The following is a 25,060-nucleotide window of genomic DNA, read 5'->3' on the forward strand; positions in this document are numbered from 1 at the left end:
GCTTCCTGCGTCAAGCTGGAGGCCACGTCGACCAGAGGCTCAGACCGCAGCCACGCCCTGAACCTTCAATCTGACAAGACACAGAAGGTTCTGTTAACCCGTGCCGCCTCATGAGCGATCACTCTCTATCCGTTCTTTATTCCCAACTTGTCACCCAACTTGTCACCCAGCTTGAGCCCCAGCTTGACCTCATCGCCATGGGTTCTCTTGCCATCTGGCAGGGATTGAGCCAGGCGAAATCCCAGCAATTCCTTGGCGTTCAGTTTTTGAAACCATTTCATTTCTGTCTCCTATTGAATCGGGATACACGAATATGTTCACACAAGCCGCTTCAAGCGTCAACGTACTCAATCAGGCTGTGGCGATCCCCTCTGTCGAGTCACCCACCCCGCCCTGCCATTGGGCTGTCTCTGACCATGCCGGTGAGGCCTGCGCTGCACTTGGCAGCTGGGTTTCAGGGGGCAGCACACCATGACCAAAGCTTCGCCCAAGAGCCCCGAAAAATGAACAAACAAGCTTTGTGCCCAGCTGCCAGGCAAAGCCCACCAACGACTGCCGGATGGTCAGCGATAGCCAGCGTTCGTGCGGTCGCTCGCGAGAATCCATCGCCTCGCTTCGTCCATGATCGCTCGCCCCGACGGAGTCAACTGGGCATGCATGTCAACCGTCGCCACGCCTTTGTGAAAATTGTCGCGGTCCAGGTGTGCCGCTGACAAAGCCTGATCACGCTCGTCAGCGCTCAAACAACCGCTGTCCAGCAAGGTCTCCATGGCCCACGCCATACGCGCGGAGACGTAGGTGGCGTGAAAAATGCCGTCCATCGGCCGGGGGTCCGTGCGCAAGGGCGAGTCGTACAACTCATCATCCGGGTTCAGCACCAGCGTCGACTCCCGACTCATGCCGAACAGGACACTGTGACCCGATTCATGGGCAAGAACTTCCGCCACGGCCAGCCGATTTCGATGGTGAAGGGGGTTGAGCATCAGAAGCCCCCAGAACTGGTAGTGTGAGGCCCCGTCGAAGTCTATTGCCCCTCCTGCTGGGGACCGGGCCACGACCACCTCGGACAAAAAAGCAGCGATCTCGGCATGCAACCCGGGCGCGCCCAACGCAAGCAGACTCATCCCCTGGTCCAGGAGCTCACGAAAAGCATCCACCTCAGGCCCCGCGACGGGAGCGAAGATTTTCGCCCCTTCCTCCAGGCGCCAGTCCAGCGTTTGATCAAGCCTTCGAGAGGCCTCGCTTCCCCGACCCTGCACCACCATGCCCGGCCTTCGCGCACCGCACCGACTCAACTCGCTCGCCGCCAGAGCAGCATCGTCAAGCCGCTCGTCAAACAGCGTTTCTCCGAGGTGGAAATACAAACCAAATGCCGAGGGCGGCATCGCATGGCCACCCTTCATCAGTTCGATCGGATGGGCGAGGTTTCGGGATATTTCCGAAGGCTCACAGGCACGCGCAATGTGTTGCAGGCTTTGCAACAAATCTGCCTGCATCTCAGCATCAAGCCTGCGACCGCGTTGGCCACTGGGTTCAAACTGCATTCACACCTCAGAAACTCAAATCTGACAAGCCGAAGATGGCGCGCGCACAAACAACCCTGTTCAGAAGAGCTTCCTCAGGTGTTAAGTGCTTTACCCGGTTTTCTTCCGTCCGCCCCTCCCAGCTTGCTCCCCGGCTTCACATCACCTGGTTGGGTTTTTGTTCCATCGGGCGTGCATTGAGCCAAGCGGAATCCCAACAAGTCATTCACACTCAGCTTTTGAAAAAACTTCATTTGTGCCTCCTGTTGAACCTAAACTTGCACATATGGTTACACGGTCGACTTCACGCGTCAACGCGCTCAGGCACCTGGTGTATGTCACAACCCGTGCACACGCTTACACCTTTGCAGCATGGCCAGCATTGATGCGCCCTCGGGGTGTTGCGGTTCACCAAGCCACGTATGAATCCCTCCTGACGGTACCCAAAGCCTTGCGCGCGACATATGTTCTGACCGATTTCGACCGACTGTCGTCGAGCGAACTTGAGGCAGCTGTCCATCTTTATGACGGGCTGCGCGCTGCCGGACTGCGCGTTCTCAATGACCCACGGCGCTTCCGGCCACGAGCCAGCTTGCTCAAGCACCTGCACCAATTGGGTGTCAACAGCTACACCTGCCACTTGCCCGCAGCAGGTGAATGGCCCGAACGGTTTCCTGTGTTCCTCAGAACGCTGGCCAGCCACCGGGGGGTGCTGAGCGACCTGTTGCAAGACCGTGCCTCGTGTGACGAGGCGCTGGCAGGGGCCTTCCAACTGGGGTATCCGATCAGCGATCTGGTTTTTGTTGAATATGCGGCGACCCCAAACCTGCAGACTGGCGCATTTCAGAAGCTGTCGGCGTTTCGCATCGGAGATCGCATCATCAGAGCCAACACCGTGAACGACTCCCACTGGATGGCCAAAACAGGCGTCTCGGGCTTGGCCACCGACGAGCAGTACCGGCAGGAGTACCTCGAAATGACCGACTACCCGTTGCGCAGCTATGTGATGCGCGTGTTTGACCATGCGGGCATGGACTTTGGCCGCCTTGACTTCGGGAAAACAGGCGAACGATACGAAACATACGAAATCAACACCAATCCCTACATGACCATTCAAGTGGAACATCCCAACGCCGACAGGGCCGCGATGCTGGCCACCATGCTGGAACAGTTGATCACTGCGCTGGACGCCCAGTGCACGGAGGTGGGAAAAGCCTGGGTCACACTGCGTGCCTCTCGCACCCGCATTCCGCGGCTTTGAGCAACCGATGTCAACACACAAGATGACCGCCAGGTACGACACGCTGAGAACCCCTTCAAAGAAGTCAGGCCTCAAGGCCTGGCGACTTCAACGCATCACGTTTCTTGCACTTGGTGCAAGCCAATGGATGCGAGCATTTTCTGCGGGCTTGTTGATCGCGACAACGGGTTGTGCCTTGCCCCCCAGCTCGCACCAGACCAGCCCGCTCAATGCGTCGAGCTGGGCCCAAGCCAATCACCTGCCGAAACCTGCTCAAGGCGCGTACTGGCGCCACCAAGCCATCGGAAACAGGCCCGCTTCGTTCTACACCCCAGAGCATCATGCTGGCCGCCCTGCGCTAAAAGCAAAGAGCGAGCAAGGCGACAGCTTGGTGCGCTTGCCGTTGGCCATCGAAGCCAAAGCGATGGGCGTCCTGCACTTTTCCTGGTTTGTGAATGCGCTCAATCCGCTGAGCGATCTGGCCGACCGGCACCTGGACGACGCCGTGGCCCGGGTCATCATCCAGTTTGACGGCGACCGGGCAGGCTTTTCCCCACGCGATCTGTTGCTGTCAGACATGATGCAGATGGCCACGGGCGAACCGTTGCCCTATGCCACGCTGATGTATGTGTGGGACCACCGCTACCCGGTGGGCACGGTGATTCCACATGCGCGCAGTGCGCGCATCAAGACCCTGGTGATCGAATCAGGCCAAGGGCGCCTCGGACGCTGGGTCGACTTCGAGCGGAATGTCGCTGCGGACTGCGAAGCGGCCTTTGGCAAAATCCCGCAGCGCGTCAGCGGCATCGCCCTGATGACCGACAGCAACAACACCCGCCATGCGAGCGTCGCCTGGTATGGGCCACTGAGCTGGCACCCCGCCCCCGCCCAGCCCTGAGGTCACCTGCGGCTCAATCACCGCGTGGGTGGCCATCGGGACTCGGACTCAGAAGCGCCAGCCGAGACCGACACCGACCAGCACCGGGTCAACTTTGAATTTGCCGATCTCTGCGCCAGCAACGCTGACTTTGGTCCCAATCTGGACCTTCTTCACGTCGATGTTGACGTACAAATCCTTGGCCACTGGAATATCCACACCCACTTGCAAGGCCAGGCCCACGCTGTTGCGCTTGATGTCGACGCCCTCTGGCAAGTTGACCGAGCTGAAGCGCGTGTAGTTGAGACCTGCGCCCACATAGGGCTTGAACCCACCGGCATTGAAGTGGTACTGCACGGTCAAGGTCGGCGGCAGATGGCGCAGCGAGCCGATCTCGGTGGCACCAGCAGAGAGCGTGTGCTTTTGCGGCACGGTAAGGACCAGCTCAGCAGCCAGGTTTGGGCTAAAGAAATAGCTGAAGTCCACTTCCGGCAAGGTCTTGTTGTTGACCGACAGATCCAGACCCGTCGAGTCATTGTTGGCACTGTCCAGGTTCACGGCGCGCGCACGCACCAACAAATCACCGGCCTGAAAGGCTTGCGCCAGCGCGGAACCAGAAGCGAACACAGCCAGGATAACGGTGGCAACGATGTGCTTTTTCGACATGATTTTCTTCAACTTTGTCACGGGAACATTCCCGAGTCCCATTGAAAGAGAAAGGCGCGCCCATCGCTTTGCGAAAGATCAAACCGACGGTGCAACCCGCGCCTTTGAGCCCGCCACCTGACTTCGTCTTGATCCACATCAAAAGCGGGGAAGCGCCCGCCGGAATGGCTCACCGACGCTGACGTTGTTGTGGCTGCTACCGGGAATGTGCACCACCCGCGCCACCCCGGCCGCGAAGCGGCCCACCAAGGCATCGGTGCGTTCGCGCGGAATCACCTCGTCGTGTTCAGCAATGATGACGGTCGTGGGGGCCGTGACGCGCGATGCCAGCACGGCAGAGTCAAATGGATCCAGCAGCAGCCAGCGAACGGGCACCCACGGGAATCGGCCTGCGGCCACCGCGGCAATGCTGTCATAGGGCGTCACCAGAATCAGTTGCGACACCGGATGCTCGCTGGCCAGACGCATCGCGACACCACTGCCCAGACTGCGCCCCAAGACGGCGATATCGGCACCGCCTCCTCCCAATATTTGCCGCACATGCTGGTACAGCACCAGCGCATCGGCATGCAGCGCCGCCTCCGTGGGCTTCCCGGTGCTGCGTCCGTAGCCCCGGTAATGCATCAGGTACAGGGATCGGCCGGGAAACGCAGCAACCAACTCAGCCCAGGTGCCCGACACGTCTTCGGCATTGCCGCCGAAATACAGCAGGGCCGGCGCTTTCGCGAGAATGCGCACCGATATCTGCAGCTCGGCGCCCGACACCGGCAATTGCATACCGGGCACATCAAAGCGCGCGGGCTGCGGCGCATACAGCAGGGACCGCTGGAAAGCGAAGAGCCCGGCACACACCAGAAGGTACAGCAACCCGGCACCGCCCACACAACCGACCAGCAAACGCATCACTGGCCCCCCCTGCGCTGACCCACCGGGCGGATGGGCCACTCAGACATCAGACCGCCGCGAGCGCCTGTTCGAGATCGGCCATCAGGTCGTCGATGTGCTCGATACCGATGGACAGGCGGACCATGTCCTTGCTCACGCCCGCTTTGGCCAGCTCGGCTTCGTTGAGCTGGCGGTGGGTGGTGGAGGCTGGGTGGCAGGCCAGCGACTTGGCATCGCCAATGTTCACCAGGCGGGTGAAGAGCTGCAGCGCGTCCTGGAAACGGGCGCCTGCCTCGATGGCATTGGACGACTTGAGGCCAAAACTGATGATGCCGGAGGCCCGGCCACCCATGTATTTCTTCACCAGGGCATGGTCTTTGTGGTCGGGCAAACCGGCGTAATTTACCCAGCTCACCTTGGGGTGGCTTTTCAGATGGGTTGCAATCTTCAAGGCGTTGTCGCAGATGCGGTCCATGCGCAAGGCCAGCGTCTCGATGCCTTGCAGGATCTGGAAGGCATTCATGGGCGACAACGCGGCACCCATGTTGCGCAGCGGCACGACACGGGCACGCCCGATGAACGCAGCCGCGCCCAGGGCCTCGGTGTACACGACGCCGTGGTAGCTCACGTCGGGCTCGTTCAGGCGTTTGAATCGCGCCTTGTGTTCGGCCCAGGGGAACTTGCCGCTGTCGACAATCGCGCCACCGATGGTGGTTCCGTGGCCGCCGAGGTACTTGGTGAGCGAGTGCACCACGATGTCGGCACCATGCTCAAAGGGGCGGCAGAGGTAGGGGCTGGTCACCGTGTTGTCGACGATGAGCGGCACGCCAGCGGCGTGTGCCACTGCGGCCAGCGCACCGATGTCGGTCACGTTGCCCAGCGGGTTGCCGATGGACTCGCAAAACACGGCCTTGGTGCGCTCGTCGATCAGTTTCGAGAACGCGGCCGGATCGGATGGATCAGCAAAACGCACCTCAATGCCCTGTTGGGGGAAGGTGTGCGCGAACAGGTTGTAGGTACCGCCGTAGAGACGCGAGCTGGAAACGATGTTGTCACCGGCTTCGGCGATGGTCTGGATCGCTGCCGTGATAGCGGCCATGCCCGAAGCCATGGCCAGCGCACCGATGCCGCCCTCAAGCGCTGCTACGCGCGCCTCCAGAACCCCATTGGTCGGGTTCATGATTCGGCTGTAGATATTGCCAGGCACCTTCAGGTCGAACAAATCAGCGCCGTGCTGCGTGTTGTCAAAAGCGTAGGCCACCGTCTGGTAAATCGGCACCGCCACGGCTTTGGTGGTGGGATCTGGGGTGTAGCCGCCGTGAACGGCGATGGTTTCGAGTTTCATGAAGTCTCCTGATGGTTTCAACAAACGATCTGCAGCATGCGCGAGCGGTACCTGCGCCGCCTTTGATTATTCTCGCAGCAACTCCACGCGAACCACGCCGCGCGCGCGCAGACCAAGCGCTTTCATGGCGGCTTGGCTCAGGTCGATGACACGATCTTTGGTGAAGGGGCCACGGTCGTTGATGCGCACCACCACTTCGCGGCCATTGTGCAGGCTCCGCACCCGCACCCGGGCGCCAAACGGCAGCGTTCGGTGGGCCGCCGTGAGTTCGTGCATGTCGAAGGGTTCGCCACTGGCGGTGGATCGGCCCTGGAATCGGCGGCCATACCAAGAAGCACGCCCCCGCTCAATCACCTCACCCGAAACACCGGCCGGCCCCTCGTCGTCCACCGGGCTGTCCCCCTCGGGCCGTGTTTCCAGGCTTTTTGCTGCCTCCAGTTTGAGCCCAGGCTGAGCCACCTGCCCGATGGGAGGCGCCTTGTCCGGCAAAGCCCCGCGACCTGGAACGGGAACGGCACGCATGCCAGAAGGCCGATTGTTGTCCGACGGGCTGACATTGCCGGCATCGTTGGCGCAGCCGCTGAAAGCGAATACCAGCGCAGCGGCTGCCCCGGCGCAGAGTGCCCAGCGGGGCGAGGGCCAATTGATTCGATCAAGCCAGCATCTGAACGGTGTGTGTGTCATCTCTGCTCACGCTCCGAAGAGCACCCATGGACCGGCGGCATCACTAGCCCCACCGGCCACATGAACGCGGGGTCAAGTTTGCTCAAGGCGCTTGGCAATCGCGAGTGTCGCCACACTCTGATTCATGCTGTAGAAATGCAATGCGCCGGCACCGCCCTTGCGCAACTGCTCGCACAGATCGCTCACGACATCCAGACCAAAGGCCTTGATCGAAGCCGTGTCATCGCCGAAACCTTGAAGGCGCAGGCGAATCCAACGGGGGATTTCGGCGCCGCAGGCGTCGGAAAACCGCAGCAACTGGCTGGAGCTGGTGATGGGCATGATGCCGGGCACCACGGGCACCGTGGCACCGCGCTTGGCCGCTTCTTCGACAAAGCGGAAGTAAGCGTCGCTGTTGTAGAAATACTGGGTCATGGCGGCATCGGCCCCGGCCTTGACCTTGCTCACATAGGCCTGCAAATCGGCCTCGGGCGATTTCGCCTGGGGGTGGATTTCAGGATAAGCCGCTACTTCAATGTGGAAATCGCTCCCGGTTTCTTCACGGATGAAGGCCACGAGGTCGCTGGCGTAGTGGAACTCGCCACCCAGGCCGTAACCGCTGGGCAAGTCGCCGCGCAGGGCCACCAGGCGTTTCACGCCCATGGCTTTCAGTGTGGCCAATTCTGCACGCACACTGGCCTTGGTCGCACCGATGCAGGAGAAGTGCGAAGCCGCGTCCATGCCCTCGGTCAGGATTTCACCCACGGTGTCAAAGGTGCCTTGCTGGGTGGAGCCCCCGGCACCGTACGTCACCGAGCAAAACTGCGGCTTCAGGCCATACAGCTGCTGGCGAACCGCGCGCAGCTTTTCAGCGCCCTCGGGCGTCTTGGGTGGAAAAAACTCAATGCTGATGGGCAGGCCCATGGGGAAATCCTCTTGATGGGCGCTCAGGCAGATCGCCTTGCCCAGACAAAAAACTCGCGGTTGCCGTCACCGCCGGTGATGGCACTGTCGAAATAGTCACACAACGTCAATCCGTTGTCTGCGCAGGCCTGCGCGATGCGCTCCTGCACCACGGCATAGCTGGCCGCGTCCTTGACCAGCCCGCCCTTGCCGATCTGCCCGGGTTGCAGCTCGAATTGCGGTTTGACCAGCATCAGGAGCTGCCCGTCTGGTCTGAGCAAGGGCACGATCGCCGGCCAGACCAGCGTCTGGGAAATGAAGGAGAGGTCGCCGACGATCAGATCAAAACCCGCATCGTCCACACCCGCCAGCGCCAGACTCTCAATGCTCAGCTCGCGTGCATTGCATTTTTCGATGCACACCACACGCGGGTTGGCCCGCAAGACCGGGTGCAGTTGTCCTTGGCCCACGTCCACGCCCACCACCTCGGTGGCGCCGGCTTGCAGCAAGCAGTCGGTAAAGCCCCCGCTGCTCTGACCCACATCGAGACAGCGCTGGCCTGTGACATCAATGCCCGTGTGCTTCAGCGCACCTTCCAGCTTCAAGCCACCCCGGGAAACGAAGCGGGATTCACCGATATCCAGCAACTCCAGCTCCACCGTTTCGCGGAGCACTTCGCCGTTTTTGGCCACGGCCTTCCAGGGCGCATCGCCCAAACGCCAGCGCACACCCGCAGCAATCAGGCGCTGTGCCTGAGAGCGAGAAGAAGCCAGGCCACGATCGACGAGCAATTGATCAACGCGCATACAAGAACCAGACCCAAGGAAAAGAAAGCAGCAATCAACAGCAACGAACGGTCCGAAAGCCGCTCGAATCAAGGGCGCAGCGGAACCGGCTTCGCCGGGCCGCCAGCGCCGCCCCCTGGGGGGGGGGTGACGCCGAAGGCGGCGCGGGGGAGTCAGCGTGACTGCGGCGCAGGGGGAACTCAATAACGGTAAGTGTCGGGCTTGTAAGGACCGCTCTTGGACACGCCAATGTAGGCGGCCTGCTCATCCGTCAGCTCCGTCAACATGGCGCCAACCTTTTTCAAGTGCAGTCGCGCAACCTTCTCGTCCAGGTGCTTGGGCAACACATAGACCTTGCCCACGTCATACGCCTCGGGGCGCGTGAACAGCTCGATCTGGGCGATCGTCTGGTTGGCAAACGATGCGCTCATCACGAAGCTGGGGTGGCCGGTGCCACAGCCCAGGTTCACCAGACGACCCTTGGCCAGCAGAATAATTTTCTTGCCGTCGGGGAAGATGATGTGATCAACCTGAGGCTTGATCTCTTCCCACTGGTATTTTTCCAGCGAAGCGACTTCGATTTCGTTGTCGAAGTGACCGATGTTGCAGACGATGGCCTGGTCTTTCATGGCGGCCATGTGCTCGTGGCGAATCACACCTTTGTTGCCGGTGGTGGTCACGAAGATGTCGGCCTTGTCGGCGGCGTACTCCATGGTCACGACCTTGTAGCCCTCCATGGCGGCCTGCAGTGCGTTGATCGGGTCGATCTCGGTCACCCATACCTGGGCGCTCAAGGCGCGCAGTGCCTGGGCCGAGCCCTTGCCCACATCGCCGTAACCGGCCACGCAGGCGACCTTGCCGGCGATCATCACGTCGGTGGCGCGTTTGATACCGTCGACCAGCGATTCACGGCAGCCGTACAGGTTGTCGAACTTGCTCTTGGTGACCGAATCGTTCACATTGATAGCGCGGAACATCAGCGTTCCCTTGGCGCTCATTTCGTTCAAACGGTGCACACCGGTGGTGGTCTCTTCGGTCACGCCCATGATGTGGGCGCTCTTGCGGCTGTACCAGGTGGGGTCCACAGCCAGCTTGGCCTTGATGGCCGCGTACATGATGGTCTCTTCTTCGCTGCCGGGCTTGTCCAGCACCGAGAGATCGGTCTCGGCGCGCTTGCCCAGGTGCAGCAGCACGGTGGCATCGCCGCCGTCGTCCAGGATCATGTTGGGGCCTTCGCCTTCGGTGTTGGCGGGGCCGAAATCGAAGATGCTGTGGGTGTAGTTCCAGTAGTCGGTCAGGGACTCACCCTTGATGGCGTACACCGGCGTGCCGCTGGCAGCGATGGCGGCAGCGGCGTGGTCTTGCGTAGAGAAGATGTTGCAAGAGGCCCAGCGAACGGTCGCGCCCAGCGCTTGCAACGTTTCGATCAGCACGGCCGTCTGGATGGTCATGTGCAGTGAGCCGGTGATGCGAGCGCCCTTCAACGACTGCTTGGCCGCGAATTCTTCGCGGATGGCCATCAGGCCCGGCATTTCGGTTTCGGCGATCTTGATTTCTTTGCGGCCCCAGTCGGCCAGGCCGATGTCGGCGATGGCGCAGTCATTATTGAGGGCGGCAGGGATGCGTGCGTTCATGTTGGTTCGCTCCAGAGAGAGTTGAAGAATCCCTCGGCACACGAATCCAGGCGAAAAAAAGCCCATCGCACGCCAAGTGGATGAGCGTCGTTGCAATGATGTTCCGAGCCTCACGCCCCACGCCGACGTCTGTCGGGGGTGCGCTGCAACGCTCCTCGGATTGAGATATTCTACCAAAGCGCAGCGCAGCGCAGGTGTGTGCGGAAATGCGGGCCTTCCCTAGGCCTCGCTTCCGTTTCAGAATGACGCGCGGGGGATCGCGCACAGGTGCACGCTGCGACCACCAACGCAAGCGACATCCTGACCACCGGGGCCTCCTCCGCGCCTGACGGGCTGGATCCGTTGATTCGCCTGCGCGCCGCAGGATTGTCGGTATGCGCGATCACCGCCCGGCTGGATCGGGGCTTTGGGCCGAAACCGCTCATCGATCGCCATCGATCACTGCAGATCTGTTCGCCTCCATGCACAAACGATAGCGCAGTGGTGAAGCGCATGCCCGAAGGCAGATTGCATGCCACGGTCAGCGCCATCCACACCAAAGGCTGGATCGGCACCCAAGACAAGGTCCGGGGCGCCCGCTGGATCGTGTGGCAACGCCTCGGGCAAGGGCACAGAGAAACAGAACACCTACCCAATCAACGTGCAGGCTTGCGCGAACAAGGCAGTGCAACCTGTTTCTGGCCGACTGCAGAGGTATTGACCGGCGTTGGCTGAGGCTTTGCGGCTTGAGCCGTTTTTTTGGCTGCACTGCAGTCAATGTACTGGTGGGTCGGCTTGAACGCCTGGCTGCGCGGTGCCCCGTGGGCCTCCGCCGATAGCATCAGGCTGACAGCGGCCATGAGGCCGAGTAAGGACAATGGGCATAAAAAGGTGCTGGACATGATCGGCACTCCTTCAACACGACACGGCGGTGAAGAGGGCGTCCGCCGCCGCTACGGACGGAATCGAAGTGTGCGCTTTGTCACGAACAATGCCATCCCTCAAGCTGGGGAAGCGGGCCGACGGGACCCCTACTCTGACGCGGCTGCGGGTGCGGGTGCAGCGCGAGGCCCATCAGAACCCACCGAGAAGCCGGGACGCTGATCACAGAAAGCCTCCCGTCCATGGACCCGGCCAAGCGCAGGACCGAAGCCACGAGGAACAGCCCGTGCTGAGGGCCTTGAACATCAAAATGCGGGCTGCTTGCCTGTTTGTGCCGGTGTCGGGCACCCCTGCGGAGATTGGGCGCTTTCACCACCGGTTGACTCGGCTGTCAGCCATCCCGGTTCCCGGACATGCACAATGGCAAACATCAACACCGCAACCGTGGTGTCCCTTGGCGCACAGTTGCGCCTGGCACCGCCCTATTTTTCGTTCATGCAGCCCCTAGACCAATGGCCTTTGGCCTCCCGCAGCCGCATCCAAGGCGTGCTCACCGACATCGACGACACCTTGACATCCGAAGGCGCCATCACACCCGAGGCACTGAAGGCCCTGGGCGACCTGAAAGCGGCAGGTTTGCATGTCTTTGCCGTCACCGGGCGACCTGCCGGATGGAGCGAGCCGTTTGCCTTGGATTGGCCCATTGACGCCATCGTGGCCGAAAACGGCTCGGTGGCCTTGTGGCGCGGTGAAGACGGCAGCCTGCAAAAAGCCTATTTGCAAAGCGACACCGCCAGGCGCAGGAATTTTGAACGTCTGCTGCACGTGGCCAAAACCGTGCTGACCGCCCTGCCCCATGCCCGCCTGTCCACCGACAGCGCGGGCCGGGAAACCGATATTGCCGTGGACCACAGCGAATTCCAGCAGCTGCCCCCAGAGGACATCGCCCGCGTGGTGCGGATCATGCAGGCAGCGGGTCTCAATGCCACCGTGAGCTCCATCCACATCAATGGCTGGATCGGCGAGCACGACAAAGTCTCAGGCGCGCGCTGGATCATTCAGCAACAACTTGGCCGCAACCTCGACGGCGAGCGCCGCAACTGGGCCTACGTGGGTGACTCCACCAACGATGCGGGCATGTTTCACTACATGACGCACACCGTGGGCGTGGCCAACATCCAGCGCTTTGCCGACCAGCTCACCCACTTGCCGGCCTATGTGACCGAACTCGAGCGCGGCGCCGGTTTTGCCCAGGTAGCGCAGGCCATCCTCGAAGCCCGGTAACCCGGTCACCTCGACCGGGGAGCGGGCATTTCGTCGGGCCTGCGCTGGATTCTGGCCGAAGCGCTGGTGGCTGTTGCGGCGTTGCCTGTCTGGGCAACCGTTGTAAGGCAGCCCTACCGTTTGCCCTGTCAGGCCGATGCGGCGAAGCGCTGGAGCTCGGTGGCCAAGCCCTCGGATACCGCCTTGAACTGCGGTACACCGCGCAGGTTTTTTGTGCATCACCACCCATGCCCCACGCCTGCCACGCCCAGGGTCTCGGCATGATCTGCCCAAAGGCGGGGAAACGGTTCAGGGCGCCGTCGACGAAGCGGCAGCCACGGGCGAGGCAGGCGCCTCCTGGGCGGTATTGCCCGGGCGATCAAGCAAGCGGTCGGCCAGCCCCCCGCCCACCCACATGCCACCCAGCGTGACCCAGGCGGTGACAGCGAAGATGGCCCCCCCGGTCATGCCGGCGCCCACAGCGCAGCCACCGGCCAACATGGAGCCAAAACCCATCAGCATCGCACCGATGATGTAACGGGGCATGGTGTAGGCCCCATTGAAACCTTCGAGCTTGAGGTCTCCACCAACCAAAGCGCCCAAAAAGGATCCCAGGAACACGCCCGGCATCAATCCCAGCCCAAAGGTCCAGGGTTCGCCCGGCTCGGCCAAGACCCGCATGAGCCATTCAGCAGAAGGCCCACTGAAAGTCAAACCTTGTATCTGCACCGGCTCAAACGAATGGTTCATCACCTGATAGGTCCCGGCCCATGCAAGCGCCACCATCAAGCCCGTTCCCAGCCCACCGGCCCACTTCCAGAACGACCATCCGCTGTAGTAAGCAAAAAACAGCGCAGTCACCAGCCAGACAAAGGCGATCACCAAGCCGTCCCATGGCCCAGCGCCCAGCTGTGCCAACAAGCTGCGCGACGGGCCACCGTCGACCACCCACCAGCCCGAGATCACGCCCCGCAAGGGCGACAGAGCGCCGCCCAGCGAAGCCTGCGCCGTGACAGCAAACACCAGTCCCGACAGCAAGGCGCGCAAATTGCCATTGGCCGAAAGCACCAGCAAGCGGCTCGCGCAGCCCCGTGTCATGACCATGCCCGCGCCAAAAATCAAGCCGCCGATCAGCGCGCCCGACATGCTGCCGCGCGCCGACAACTGCCGCGCGGTGCTCACATCCAGATAGCCCAGGATGATGAGCAACTGCACGCCAACCACCGCTGCGCCAAAGGCCAGCAACCACACGGTCAGCTTGTCGCCAAACTTGCCATGCCAGAACTCAATCACCGCGGCACGCAAGCAAAACCGCGAGCGCTGGGCAAAGAAGCCAAAGCCCAGCCCCGCCAGCAAACCGCACACGGCCAACACCGCCGGCTCACCCCAATGCTCTACCCAGCCGACCCAGTCCATAACGGCTCCGATTATTTAAATATGCGCAAATAGACATATTAAAAGGAAACCGAGCGAATGTATTGATCCTGCGCAAGGTCGATCGAAACGGTGCAGCCACCTTGAAAAGGCAGAACGCCCGGTTGGACGGGTCCCCGCAGGGCACTCAGGCGGGGTGAAACGGCGTCTGGTACAGCCAGACCGGCTTGCCATCCACCGCCTCCAGGCGCGCAGTGGGCCGGTAGCCTGTGGCCTCGAACTCCAGGCTCACCAGCCACCGTCCTGCGGGCCATTCGCGTGCGGCCTTGTCCATGGCGCGCGCCATGCTCTCCGGCCGTTGAAACAGGTACACCATGTCAAAGGCCGACCAGTCTTCGGCCCAGATATCGGCCCGCCGCACCTGGGCAAACCGGCAACGCAACCGGCACAACAGCGTGAGCGGCCAGCTCCACTCCAGCCCCACCAGATGGGCTTGCGGGTAGACCCGGTGCAGTTCGATCAAACCTGCGCCCAGACCACAACCCGCATCGGCCACCCGCCCGCCGGCCGGCAGAGACACGGCCTCGGCCAAGCCCTGGAGGGCCAACGAAGGCGTGGGGAACAGCGGCGCATCGCGCCAGGTGTTGAGGGGGTAGAGCACCAGCAACGCCAGCAAGGGCAACAACCACGCCCAGGCGGGCCAGCCCAGAGCCGCGCCGCTGGCCCACAGCGAGAGCGGAAAACCCGCGACCATGAACACACGCCGCCAGGGCGTGCGCCCAGTCCAGGCCAATGCTGCGGACACCAGCAAGGCGAGTCCAAAGGCCACCAGGCTGCCCAAGCCCAACCCGCCCATGAGCAGCAGGTACACGGCCCAGGCCAACGCCCAGGTGAGCAATGCGGGAAGGGGCCAAATCAGTGACATGGCACCCATTGTGGCGTCAATCGGTGCGCAGCGATTGGGGTCTGTTCACACCGTTTCCCAAGTGCGAACAGACATTGGTGCGCCCGAGGATCAGGCTGCGGCTGGCGAATGCCCCAGGACCGCCTTGGCTTCCAGGAATTCACCAAAGGCCACGTCGCCCCACTCACGGCCATTGCCCGACTGCTTGAAGCCACCAAACGGCGCCATCATGTCCACCCCGGCGTTGTTGAGGATCACCTGGCCGGCCCGCAAACGATTGGCCACGCTGTGCAGGGTCGCGGTGTCGGTGCCAGAGATGTAGGCGGCCAGGCCATAGGGCGTGTCGTTGGCGATGGCCACGGCTTCGTCCAGGGTGTCGTAGCCGATGATCACCAGCACCGGGCCAAAGATTTCTTCGCGCGCCACGGTCATCTGGTTGGTCACATCGGCCAGCACCGTGGGCTTCACGAAGTAGCCCTTGTCCAGGCCTTCGGGCTTGCCCACGCCGCCGGTCACCAAGGTGGCGCCTTCGTCCAGACCGGTCTGGATCAGGCCCTGAATCTTGTTCCACTGCGCCTTGGACACCACGGGTCCGATGATGGCGCCACTGTCAGGAGCCCCCACGGTGACCTTTTCTGCGGCGGCCTTGGCCGCTGCCAAAGCCTCTGCCTTGAACGCATTGGGCACCAGCATGCGGGTGGGTGCATTGCACGACTGGCCTGAGTTGTTCATCACTGCACGAATACCGCCGGTCACCGCCTTGGCGATGTCGGCATCGGGCAGGATGATGTTGGGTGACTTGCCGCCCAGCTCCTGGTGCACACGCTTGACGGTGGGTGCGGCGGCCTGCGCCACGGCAATGCCCGCACGCGTAGAGCCGGTGAACGACACCAGATCAATGCCCGGGTGGCTGGCGATGGCCGATCCGACGCCGGGTCCGTCGCCGTTGATCATGTTGAAGACACCGGCAGGCACGCCAGCGGCGTCCATCACTTCGGCCAGAATCTGGGCCGACAGCGGGGCCATTTCAGAAGGCTTGAGCACCATGGTGCAGCCTGTGGCCAAAGCCGGTGCCACTTTGCACATCACCTGGTTCGTTGGCCAGTTCCAGGGGGTGATGAAACCGCACACGCCAATCGGCTCTTTGCGCAACAGCGTGGTGCCACGCACTTCTTCGAAGGCATAGCTTTTCAACACCGCCAGCGCCGTCTTCAGATGGGCCACGCCGATGCCCGCCTGCCCGGTCTTGGCCAGCGCGGCAGGCGCACCCATTTCCATGGAAATGGCCGCCGCAATGTCGGCGTAACGCTTCATGTATTCCTCGATCACGCGCTCCAGCAAAGCCGAACGCTCGGCCACGGTGGTCTGGGAGAAGGAGGTGAAAGCGGCCTGTGCGGCTTTCACTGCTGTGTCCACATCGGCGGCGGAACCCAGTGCAATGCGGGCCACCACGGCTTCGGTCGATGGATCCACCACGTCGTGTGCACGCAGGGTTTCTTGAGGGGCCACCCAGGCGCCGTTGATATAAAACTTGAGCAAGTCTTTCATGGGGAATGTCTCCTGGATTCGTTGAAAAAATGGGGTTCATGGGACAACACCGCAGTGCATGGCGCGGCCGAAACCACGGCCGGGCTGTGTTCCCCATCAATCAACACATCGTAAACACAATTCACCGACCGCTCAGTCGCTTTTGCTCAAACGCCTTCTGTTTTTCGGGCATTGGCGTCCACCACCACCGTGGCATCGCACCCCACCCCAGCAGCGATCCAGCGCTGCGCCAGTCGGCGCAACACCGGGGCCGCCCAATGCCACCGGGACCCCAGCAGACCCGCTGTGTCACTCAATACGCCACACCGGTACAGGGCAGCCGCCTCGTCCCAGCGCAACGCATCGCAAGCCCCCGTTCGCTTGCGGGAAATCACCTGCCCCAACGGGCAGGGCTCGGCAAGACAACATACGCCACAGCCATTGCAGGTTGCGCCCCATGCGGGTTTGGTGGGCGCAGCCACATGAATGTGGATGACTTGGTGGTCAGGCGGCGGCATAGCGGAAAAAACCTCAAGCGCCGCACACCAGTGCCTGTATGGGCGCCGAGCGGTGAAAGAACTTGGCCCAGCCGCAGGCGTTTTCACCTTGGTCATCGGCGATGCGGGTGTCGGCACCTGCCGACAACATGGTTTCGATCGTGGCCAGCGGCGCGAACTGGAGCGCGGTGTGGAACGCGGTCTGCTGCCGGTAGGCAGCGGTCTTTTGATTCACATTGCCACCCGCTTCGACAAGCGCTGCCATGCTCTCGGTGGCGCCCTCGAAAGCGGCGATGTGCATCACAGTCCAGCCATTGAGGTCGTTGTTGTGCAACGAAGCGCCAGCCTGCAGCAACTGCGCCACGGCAAGTGCTGCATCGCGCCGCAGGGCCTGGGTCAGGGGTGTCACGATCTGCTGCTGATCGTTTTCCGCTTGGTGATTGACATCCGCCCCGGCCGCCACCAGCAAACGCACCGTTTCCATCTGATTGCCAGCCGCCGCCAACCCCAGAGCGGAATGACTCGGGCGGCTCGACTGGGTGGCGTTGGCACTGGCGCCCGCCTCCAGCAACAGCGGCACCGACTCCGCATTGAAATGCAGGATCGCTTCGATCAGGAGACCGTCCAGTGCCTGCTGAGAAAAGGGCATGGAACCGCCCATCAGCACGGCCAGCCGCGCGTGGCAACTGGCTTGCACCGCCGCCTGTGCCGTGAGCAGCTGATCACAGGGTTCCGCCAATGTCTGACCGGCTTCCATCAGCGCCGCCTGCAACGCCAGGTGGTTTCCATGCGACGGATAAACCCAGCTCGCACTCGCTTTGCCCGTCTCCGGGTCTTTGCGCGCCGCTTGCACCACCAGTTTCAAGCGCACATCGCCGGTGGCAGGCACGGCCTTGGGCAACGGCAATACAAACTCACCGTTCCGCAGAACGGCGCGCCCCACCTCGCCCAGGTTCACCGTCCACGGCAGGTTTTCGCTCTGGGACAGGGTGTGAAAGCTGCCACCAGCGTCCTGGCTCAGCAGCAGCCCCACACCGGTGATCTGGCAATCGTCTGGCCCTTTGCAGGCGTTGACCGGCATGAGCTGCAGACGGTCAATGCGCACACGCAAAGTGCCCTGCTGCACCTGCGCCGTGCCCTCCAGGTGGGCGCGGTAGCGCCAGTCATCGATGAGCCAGTTGCTGATGGTGATGGGAAACGCCGAGGTGTCTCCTTCGGCGTTGAGCCCTTCGCCTGCCGGCGTGCGTACCGTGTGACCCAGTACTTTCGATTTTTCAGCACGCCCTTGCGACCAGATTTCCGTCACAAAGCGGCTGATCGCCGGTACTTCGCGCAGAACGGGCTGCACAAAATCCCAGGCAAACCAGGCAAAAACACCCCAGGTCAGCAACTGCACGCCACGGCGCACCCAGACCAGCCGGGCCAGTCGGCCGCCTCGGCCCAATTGCCCGCTCTGGGCGTCAGCGGCTTCACGGGGGCTTTCAATCGGGGCCGATCCCCAAGCCCGCTCGTCGCTGTGAAATGTCAGCTCAGTCGCCGTCCCAGGACGGGTCTGGAAATCAAATTGCCAGCTGAGATCATCCCCTTTGAGCACCAGCGTGGCGCGAAAGTCCTTGTCTTGCGTGCTGGGCAAGTCGGCCGGCAGGTTGAACTCAACCTTCACGTCCTGAACCACGATCTCGCCCGCCACCACCGAAGGCACGGTGGTCGCAGGGAAGCTGCCCTCCCACACCCGGCCGAATCCGCTTTGCGGGCCCTTGGCGGTGTCGAGCACCACGTCCAGCGTCCAGATCTGCAGGGCCAACGGCTTGCGCAGGGTGAAGTACGCCGTGGTGGGTACGCCGTGGGGCACCGGGTCCTCCTCCAGCCGCAGGCTCACACCGCCCCCGCGCAAGCGATCTCGCCACGACACGATGGTGGCCCACGCCACCAGCGCGCCGGCGACGACAAACACCGCCTTGAACCAGACCGGGGCACCCTGGTCGGGCACCAGCAGCCCCCAGACCATGGCGTTCCAGATCAGGGTGAACAGGGTCAAAAACCCGGCCCCTGAGCCGGCTCGGGTGCTGCGTTGTGATGGCTTCAAACTCAAATCGGTGTTCCTCTGTTAACGCGCCAGGACCGGCGCCAGCACACACCCAGTGTGTGTGCCCAGCCGAACCACTTCATCGGGTGTGGCCGCTGCCACAATCTGACCGCCCCCCGACCCGCCTTCCGGGCCCAGGTCGATGATCCAGTCGGCTTCGGCCATCACATCGAGGTCGTGCTCAATCACCACCACGCTGTGGCCACCGTCTACCAACCGGTGTAGCACACGGATGAGTTTCTCCACATCGGCCATGTGCAGGCCGACCGTGGGCTCGTCGAGCACGTAAAGCGTGTGCGGCGGTTTCTGCCCGCGCCGGGTCACATCGTCGCGCACTTTGCTGAGCTCTGTCACCAGCTTGATGCGTTGTGCCTCGCCTCCGCTGAGCGTGGGGCTGGGCTGGCCCAGCGTGAGGTAGCCGAGGCCCACGTCTTTCAGCAGTTGCAGCGGGTGAGCGATGTTGGGCATGGAGGCGAAGAAGTCCACCGCCTCGTCCACCTCCATCTGCAGCACGTCGCCAATGCTCTTGCCCTTCCAGCTCACGGCCATCGTTTCGGGGTTGAATCGCGCGCCATGGCAGACCTCGCAAGGCACCTTCACATCGGGCAGGAAGCTCATTTCGATGGTGCGCATGCCCTGGCCTTCACAGCCGGGGCAGCGGCCTTCACCCGTGTTGAAGCTGAAACGGCCTGGACCATAGCCGCGCGCCTTGGCTTCCAGCGTGTCGGCAAACAGCTTGCGCACGGTGTCCCAAAAACCGATATAGGTCGCAGGGCATGAGCGCGGGGTCTTTCCGATGGGGGTCTGGTCGACTTCCAGCACCCGGTCCACCACCTCGGTGCCCAGCACCTTGTCGCACCCGGCCCAGCTGGGGCGCTCGCCCGCGTCCCAGGCCTGGCGACCCGCGAACGTGCTGCGCCGGCTGACGGCCTCGGCCACGTTGGTGAGCAAGACATCACGCGCCAAGGTGGATTTGCCCGATCCGGAGACCCCGGTGACCACCACCAGGCGTTGCAGGGGCACTTCGGCGTCCAGGTTCTGCAAGTTGTGCAAATGGGCGCGTTTGACTTCAATCCAGTGGTTGCCCCGCACAGGCGCAGCCGCCGCCGCTGCCGCCAAAGCGGCCCTCGCCGCGGCGGCCTTGGCGGCTTTGCTTTGGCGTTTCTCACCTTGCTGCACCGCTGGGGTGGTTTCTGCGTCCGGGCCCTGAGCGTCTGGCGAGGCAGCATCCGATTCGTGCGACACCGCTCTTCTGTCCTGCAGCGGGTGCTTCATGGCATGCAGCAGGTAGCGACCCGTGACCGACTCGGGGTTGGCCGACAGGTCGGCCACCGTGCCTTGGGCCACCACGCGGCCACCCCGCTTGCCGGCGCTGGGGCCGATGTCGATGATGTGGTCGGCACGGCGGATGGTGTCTTCGTCGTGCTCCACCACCACCAGCGTGTTGCCCATGGCGCCCAGCTTGTGCAAGGCGTTGAGCAAGATGGCGTTGTCCCGCGCATGCAGCCCGATGGTGGGCTCATCGAGCACATAGCAAACGCCTTGCAGGTTGCTGCCGAGCTGGGCGGCCAGGCGGATGCGCTGGGCTTCACCGCCGCTGAGCGTGGGCGCACCGCGGTCCAGCGTGAGGTAGTTCAGGCCCACTTCTTCCAGGAAAGCCAGGCGGCTTTCGATTTCGGGCAGCAGGTCGCGGGCGATATCGGCCTCGCGCTGCGTGAGCACCGAGCCCTGCATCAGACTCTGCACCCAGCGCCGAACATCGTTCACGGCCATGCGCGCCACCTCCGTGATGCCCATGCCCTTCTGGTCGATCTCGGGGTTGGCGCCAAAGCGCACCGCTCGCGCCTGGGCATTGAGGCGGGTGCCCGAACAGGTGGGGCAAGGCGCGTCATCCGCCACCTCAACATCGGGCTCGGCAAAGCTCTGCTCGCGGCCTTTTTCCTTGTCGTCGCGCACCGAGTCGTCCATGACCTTGCGCTGCTCGCGGGTGAGCGCCAGCCCGGTGCCCACGCAATCGGGGCACCAGCCGTGTTTGCTGTTGTACGAGAACAGGCGTGGATCAAGCTCGGGGTAGCTGGTAGCGCACACCGGGCATGCGCGGGTGGTGGAAAACGCTTCCAGCCTGCCGATGTTCTTCGTGGACTCCCCAGTCTCCATGGCCTCGGCCAGACCGTCCAGCTCGCTCAGGATATGCACTTGCCCCTTGCCCAGCTCCAGCGCCTTACCCAGTTGCTCACGCAACCAGGCCTCTTTGCTGGGGTCCACCAGGCCATCGGCCACGGGCAACTCGATCGTGTGCTCCTTGAACCGGTCGATGCGCGGAAAACCCGTGGTGGGCAAAAACTCGCCATCCACCCGAAGGTGTGTATACCCACGCGGGCGCGCCCAGTCGGCCAGCTCGGTGTAGACGCCCTTGCGGTTCACCACCAGTGGCGAGAGCAGGCCAATGCGCTGCCCTTTGTAGCGCCGCATCACCGCTGCAGCGATGCTCTCCGGGCTTTGCGGCATCACGGCCGCTCCATCGTGCACACAGTGCTGTGTGCCCAGCTTCACATACAGCAGGCGCAGGAAATGCCAGACCTCGGTGGTCGTGCCCACCGTGCTCTTGCGCCCGCCTCGGCTGAGGCGCTGCTCAATGGCCACCGTGGGCGGAATGCCATAGACGGCATCCACTTCGGGCCGACCCGCCGGCTGCACAATGCTGCGCGCGTACGCGTTCAAACTCTCCAGATAACGACGCTGGCCCTCGTTGAACAAGATGTCAAAGGCCAGCGTGGACTTGCCCGACCCGCTCACGCCAGAAATCACGTTGAACTGCCCGCGCGGAATATCCACGCTCAAGTTCTTGAGGTTGTGCTCTTTGGCATTGATGATGCGGATCGCGTTGGGTGCCGAAGATACAGGCCGGGCTTTGGCGGGCGGCAACGCTGCGGGCGCCGCATAGCGGGCCAAGCGCCCCTCGGCCGCTTCGTGCATCTCGCCCATCGACAGCGCATATTCGCGCAGCGAGCGCGCCGTGTGGCTGGTGGGGTGCTTGCGCACTTCCTCGGGTGGCCCTTCGGCCACGATCAGGCCACCGCCTTCCCCGCCCTCGGGGCCCAGATCGATCAGCCAGTCGGCCGAGCGGATCACGTCCAGGTTGTGTTCGATCACCACCAGCGAATGGCCCGCCTCCAGAAGTCGGCGCAGGCTGCGCATCAGCTTGGCGATGTCGTCGAAATGCAGGCCCGTGGTGGGCTCATCGAACATGAACAGCGTGCCCTTTTTGGCAACGCTTTGCCGGCTGGCCGTGGTCGACTTGGCCGCCGCCGCCAGAAAGCCCGCCAGCTTCAGCCGCTGGGCTTCGCCGCCCGACAGCGTGGGCACAGGCTGGCCCAGCTTCACGTACTCCAGCCCCACGTCCACGATGGGCTGCAGGGTCCGGATCACTTCGCGGTCGTTGCTGAACAGCTGAGCGGCTTCGCTTACCGTGAGCCCCAGCACCTCGGCCACATTCATCAGGCGCCCGCCGCGCTCGATGCGAACCTCGAGCACCTCGGGCCGGTAGCGCTGTCCATCGCAATCGGGGCAACGCAGGTACACATCGCTCAGAAACTGCATTTCCACGTGCTCAAAACCCGATCCACCGCAAGTCGGGCAGCGGCCGTCACCGCCGTTGAAGCTGAACTTGCTCGCGGTGTAGCTGCGCTGGCGCGACAGCGGGGCATCGGCGAACAGCGCGCGGATGCCGTCCCATGCGCCCACATAGCTCACCGGGTTGGAGCGCGCCGTCTTGCCGATGGGCGACTGGTCCACGAATACCACTTCGCTCAGGAAGTCGGCACCGAGCAGGCGGTCGTGCGCGCCGGGCGTGTCGGTGGACTTGCCAAAGTGGCGCAACAGTGCGGGCGCCAGCACGTCTTGAATCAAACTGGATTTGCCCGAACCCGACACACCTGTGACCACCACCAGGCGCTGCAAAGGGAAATCCACCGTGACGTTTTGCAGGTTGTGCTCGCGCGCACCTTCGAGAATGAGACGCGGCGTGCTGTCGGTCACCATGCGCTTGAAACCCATGCCCACCTGCTTGCGCCCCCCCAGGTACGCGCCGGTCAGCGTGTCGGCATGGCGGATGCCTTCAGGCGTGCCGTCAAACACGATCTGCCCGCCGCGCTCGCCTGGGCCGGGGCCCATGTCGATCAGTCGGTCTGCGGCCAGCATCACAGCCGGATCGTGCTCGACCACCACCAGCGTGTTGCCGGCGTCGCGCAGCCGCAGCATGGCGCTGTTGATGCGTGCCATATCCCGCGGATGCAGGCCGATGCTGGGCTCGTCCAGCACAAACAGCGTGTTCACCAGCGAGGTACCGAGTGCGGTCGTGAGGTTGATGCGCTGCACTTCTCCGCCGCTGAGCGTGCGGCTCTGGCGGTCCAGCGTGAGGTAACCAATGCCCACATCACTCAGGTAGCGCAGCCGGGTGTTGATTTCTTCAAACAGCAGGCGCAGCGCCAGGGCCTGACCGGCCCCAGTGCCATCTGCCCCGCCAAAGGCCAGGGTGTCACCCAGCGCGCCAAAGAACGTTCGCAACCGGTCCAGCGGCAACAACATCAGGTCGTGCAGGCACAGGCCCGGCAGGGCTTCGAGTTGTGCGCGATGCCATGCCACACCGGCAGGCAGGTAGCGCTTCTCGGGCGGCAACACCGCGTCTGCGTGTGCCTTTGTGCCGATGCGCCACAACAGGCTGTCGGTCTTCAGCCGAGCGCCGTGGCAAACCGGGCATTCGGTGTAGCTGCGGTATTTGGACAAGAGCACCCGGATGTGCATCTTGTAGGCTTTGCTCTCCAGGTATTCGAAGAAGCGCGCGATACCAAACCACTGCTGGTTCCACTTGCCATTCCAGTTCGGCGAGCCCGCCTTCACCCAATGCTGTTGCTCGGGCGAGAGTTTGTTCCAGGGCGTGTCGCGGGGAATGCCCGCGGCTTCGGCGTGGCGCATCAGATCGTCTTGTGCCTCTTTCCAGGCCGGCGTCTGGAAGATCTTGATCGCGCCGCCCCGCAGGGTGAGCTTGTCGTTGGGAATCACCAGGCCGTAATCGACACCGATCACACGTCCGAAGCCACGACAGGTTTCACAGGCACCCACGGCCGAGTTGAACGAAAACATCGACGGCGTGGGATCGCTGTAGCGAATATCGCTTTCCGGGCAGTGCAAACCGGTCGAAAAACGCCAGATTTCGGGCTCGGCTGCCTCCGCTCCCTCCACCGCATCGGGCGCACCCAATACGTACACCATCAGCTTGCCGCCACCACGCTTCAGGCCCGCCTCGATGGCCTCCATCACCCGCACTTGCTCGGCGGTGCCGATGCGGAAGCGGTCGGCCACCACATCCAGCACCTTGACCGACTCGATGCCGTCGACAGGCTTCTTGACTTTAGCCTTGGCCTTGCCTTTGCCCTCGGGCTCCGGGCGCACCGCCCGTTGCACCACGCGCTCCGCCTGCACCCGGGTGTAACCGCTGGCAGACAGCCATTGTTCGATTTCTTCCGCCGTGGTGCTGGCCGGCAGCTCCACGGGGAAAGTCACCACCAGACGCGGATCGTTGAGCGCAGCGGCACGCTGGCGCAACTCGGCGTAGATCGACTCGGGCGAATCGTGCCGCACGGGCAGCGCCGTCTGCCGGTCAAACAGATCGGCACCGCGGGCAAAAAGCAGCTTCAGGTGGTCGTTCAGCTCGGTCATCGTGCCCACGGTGGAGCGGGACGACCGGACCGGGTTGGTCTGATCGATGGCAATCGCTGGTGGCACGCCATCAACCCGGTCCACGGCCGGCTTGTCCATGCGGTCCAGAAACTGGCGCGCGTAGGCGCTGAAAGTTTCCACATAGCGCCGCTGGCCCTCGGCAAACAAGGTGTCAAACACCAGGCTGGACTTGCCCGACCCGCTGGGTCCGGTCACCACCGTCAGCTCCCCGGTTCGGATATCGAGGTCCAGATTTTTGAGGTTGTGCTGGCGCGCGCCGCGGATGCGAATCTGTCCCTGTGACATGCA

The 25,060-nt window shown here is 63.0% G+C and carries 20 protein-coding genes and 1 riboswitch; of the genes, 3 read left to right on the plus strand and 17 right to left on the minus strand.

Features of this window, described 5'->3' with window-relative positions:
* Positions 1 to 125: 125 nt before the first annotated feature.
* The 3 genes from E5678_RS22325 to E5678_RS22330 all read right to left on the minus strand — a co-directional run bounded on the left by E5678_RS22325 (position 126) and on the right by E5678_RS22330 (position 1,777).
* Positions 126 to 281, minus strand: coding sequence for a hypothetical protein (locus E5678_RS22325; protein ID WP_168708568.1), 156 nt, complete (start codon positions 279 to 281; stop codon positions 126 to 128).
* A gap of 282 nt (positions 282 to 563) precedes the next feature.
* Positions 564 to 1,544 carry an HEXXH motif-containing putative peptide modification protein gene (locus E5678_RS13905; protein WP_136179077.1) on the minus strand — a complete coding sequence of 327 codons (981 nt, stop codon included), beginning with the start codon at positions 1,542 to 1,544 and terminating at the stop codon, positions 564 to 566.
* Between the two features lie 74 nt (positions 1,545 to 1,618).
* Complete coding sequence (locus tag E5678_RS22330; RefSeq protein ID WP_168708569.1) at positions 1,619 to 1,777, minus strand: hypothetical protein; 159 nt, start codon at positions 1,775 to 1,777, stop codon at positions 1,619 to 1,621.
* Positions 1,778 to 2,115: 338 nt separating this feature from the next.
* On the opposite strand from E5678_RS22330, the gene E5678_RS13910 reads away from it, so the two are divergent.
* Complete coding sequence (locus tag E5678_RS13910) at positions 2,116 to 2,784, plus strand: hypothetical protein (RefSeq protein ID WP_136179078.1); 669 nt, start codon at positions 2,116 to 2,118, stop codon at positions 2,782 to 2,784.
* Positions 2,785 to 2,791: 7 nt separating this feature from the next.
* Complete coding sequence (locus E5678_RS13915; RefSeq protein WP_136179079.1) at positions 2,792 to 3,661, plus strand: DUF3047 domain-containing protein; 870 nt, start codon at positions 2,792 to 2,794, stop codon at positions 3,659 to 3,661.
* Positions 3,662 to 3,709: 48 nt separating this feature from the next.
* Here E5678_RS13915 and E5678_RS13920 read toward each other — a convergent pair whose 3' ends face one another.
* The 8 genes from E5678_RS13920 to E5678_RS13955 form a co-directional block, all read right to left on the minus strand.
* A complete protein-coding gene (locus E5678_RS13920; protein ID WP_136179080.1) occupies positions 3,710 to 4,306 on the minus strand; it encodes an OmpW family outer membrane protein in 597 nt (198 codons plus the stop codon).
* A gap of 138 nt (positions 4,307 to 4,444) precedes the next feature.
* Positions 4,445 to 5,209, minus strand: coding sequence for an alpha/beta fold hydrolase (locus E5678_RS13925; RefSeq protein ID WP_136179081.1), 765 nt, complete (start codon positions 5,207 to 5,209; stop codon positions 4,445 to 4,447).
* A 49-nt stretch (positions 5,210 to 5,258) separates the two neighbouring features.
* Positions 5,259 to 6,536 carry an aminotransferase class I/II-fold pyridoxal phosphate-dependent enzyme gene (locus E5678_RS13930; RefSeq protein WP_136179082.1) on the minus strand — a complete coding sequence of 426 codons (1,278 nt, stop codon included), beginning with the start codon at positions 6,534 to 6,536 and terminating at the stop codon, positions 5,259 to 5,261.
* Between the two features lie 66 nt (positions 6,537 to 6,602).
* Complete coding sequence (locus E5678_RS22815) at positions 6,603 to 7,058, minus strand: septal ring lytic transglycosylase RlpA family protein (RefSeq protein ID WP_136179083.1); 456 nt, start codon at positions 7,056 to 7,058, stop codon at positions 6,603 to 6,605.
* 234 nt (positions 7,059 to 7,292) lie between these two features.
* Positions 7,293 to 8,123 carry a methylenetetrahydrofolate reductase [NAD(P)H] gene (gene metF, locus E5678_RS13940; RefSeq protein WP_136179084.1) on the minus strand — a complete coding sequence of 277 codons (831 nt, stop codon included), beginning with the start codon at positions 8,121 to 8,123 and terminating at the stop codon, positions 7,293 to 7,295.
* A gap of 23 nt (positions 8,124 to 8,146) precedes the next feature.
* The gene (locus E5678_RS13945) at positions 8,147 to 8,908 is read right to left on the minus strand and encodes a TlyA family RNA methyltransferase (protein WP_136179085.1); all 762 of its coding nucleotides are present in this window, start codon (positions 8,906 to 8,908) and stop codon (positions 8,147 to 8,149) included.
* 179 nt (positions 8,909 to 9,087) lie between these two features.
* Positions 9,088 to 10,521 carry an adenosylhomocysteinase gene (gene ahcY, locus E5678_RS13950; protein ID WP_136179086.1) on the minus strand — a complete coding sequence of 478 codons (1,434 nt, stop codon included), beginning with the start codon at positions 10,519 to 10,521 and terminating at the stop codon, positions 9,088 to 9,090.
* A 75-nt stretch (positions 10,522 to 10,596) separates the two neighbouring features.
* A riboswitch (S-adenosyl-L-homocysteine riboswitch) is annotated at positions 10,597 to 10,684 on the minus strand.
* A gap of 472 nt (positions 10,685 to 11,156) precedes the next feature.
* Entirely contained in the window at positions 11,157 to 11,402 is a 246-nt protein-coding gene (locus E5678_RS13955) for a hypothetical protein (protein ID WP_136179087.1), read from the minus strand.
* Positions 11,403 to 11,877: 475 nt separating this feature from the next.
* On the opposite strand from E5678_RS13955, the gene E5678_RS13960 reads away from it, so the two are divergent.
* A complete protein-coding gene (locus E5678_RS13960; RefSeq protein WP_136180786.1) occupies positions 11,878 to 12,666 on the plus strand; it encodes an HAD family hydrolase in 789 nt (262 codons plus the stop codon).
* Between the two features lie 288 nt (positions 12,667 to 12,954).
* On the opposite strand, the gene E5678_RS13965 is transcribed toward E5678_RS13960, so the two are convergent.
* The 6 genes from E5678_RS13965 to uvrA all read right to left on the minus strand — a co-directional run bounded on the left by E5678_RS13965 (position 12,955) and on the right by uvrA (position 25,057).
* Positions 12,955 to 14,061, minus strand: coding sequence for a YeeE/YedE family protein (locus E5678_RS13965; protein WP_136179088.1), 1,107 nt, complete (start codon positions 14,059 to 14,061; stop codon positions 12,955 to 12,957).
* 145 nt (positions 14,062 to 14,206) lie between these two features.
* Positions 14,207 to 14,944 carry a class I SAM-dependent methyltransferase gene (locus E5678_RS13970; RefSeq protein WP_348770348.1) on the minus strand — a complete coding sequence of 246 codons (738 nt, stop codon included), beginning with the start codon at positions 14,942 to 14,944 and terminating at the stop codon, positions 14,207 to 14,209.
* Between the two features lie 90 nt (positions 14,945 to 15,034).
* Positions 15,035 to 16,471 (minus strand): aldehyde dehydrogenase family protein, encoded by a 1,437-nt coding sequence (locus E5678_RS13975; RefSeq protein ID WP_136179090.1) that lies wholly within the window; start codon positions 16,469 to 16,471, stop codon positions 15,035 to 15,037.
* Positions 16,472 to 16,617: 146 nt separating this feature from the next.
* Positions 16,618 to 16,845, minus strand: coding sequence for a hypothetical protein (locus E5678_RS22915; protein ID WP_348770349.1), 228 nt, complete (start codon positions 16,843 to 16,845; stop codon positions 16,618 to 16,620).
* A gap of 136 nt (positions 16,846 to 16,981) precedes the next feature.
* On the minus strand, positions 16,982 to 19,039 hold the full coding sequence (locus tag E5678_RS13985) for an ankyrin repeat domain-containing protein (RefSeq protein ID WP_136179092.1): 2,058 nt from the start codon (positions 19,037 to 19,039) through the stop codon (positions 16,982 to 16,984).
* Positions 19,040 to 19,054: 15 nt separating this feature from the next.
* Positions 19,055 to 25,057 (minus strand): excinuclease ABC subunit UvrA, encoded by a 6,003-nt coding sequence (gene uvrA / locus E5678_RS13990; RefSeq protein ID WP_136179093.1) that lies wholly within the window; start codon positions 25,055 to 25,057, stop codon positions 19,055 to 19,057.
* Positions 25,058 to 25,060: the final 3 nt, after the last annotated feature.

Origin of the sequence: Hydrogenophaga sp. PAMC20947, from assembly GCF_004795855.1 — a bacterium.
Taxonomy (GTDB): domain Bacteria; phylum Pseudomonadota; class Gammaproteobacteria; order Burkholderiales; family Burkholderiaceae_C; genus Hydrogenophaga.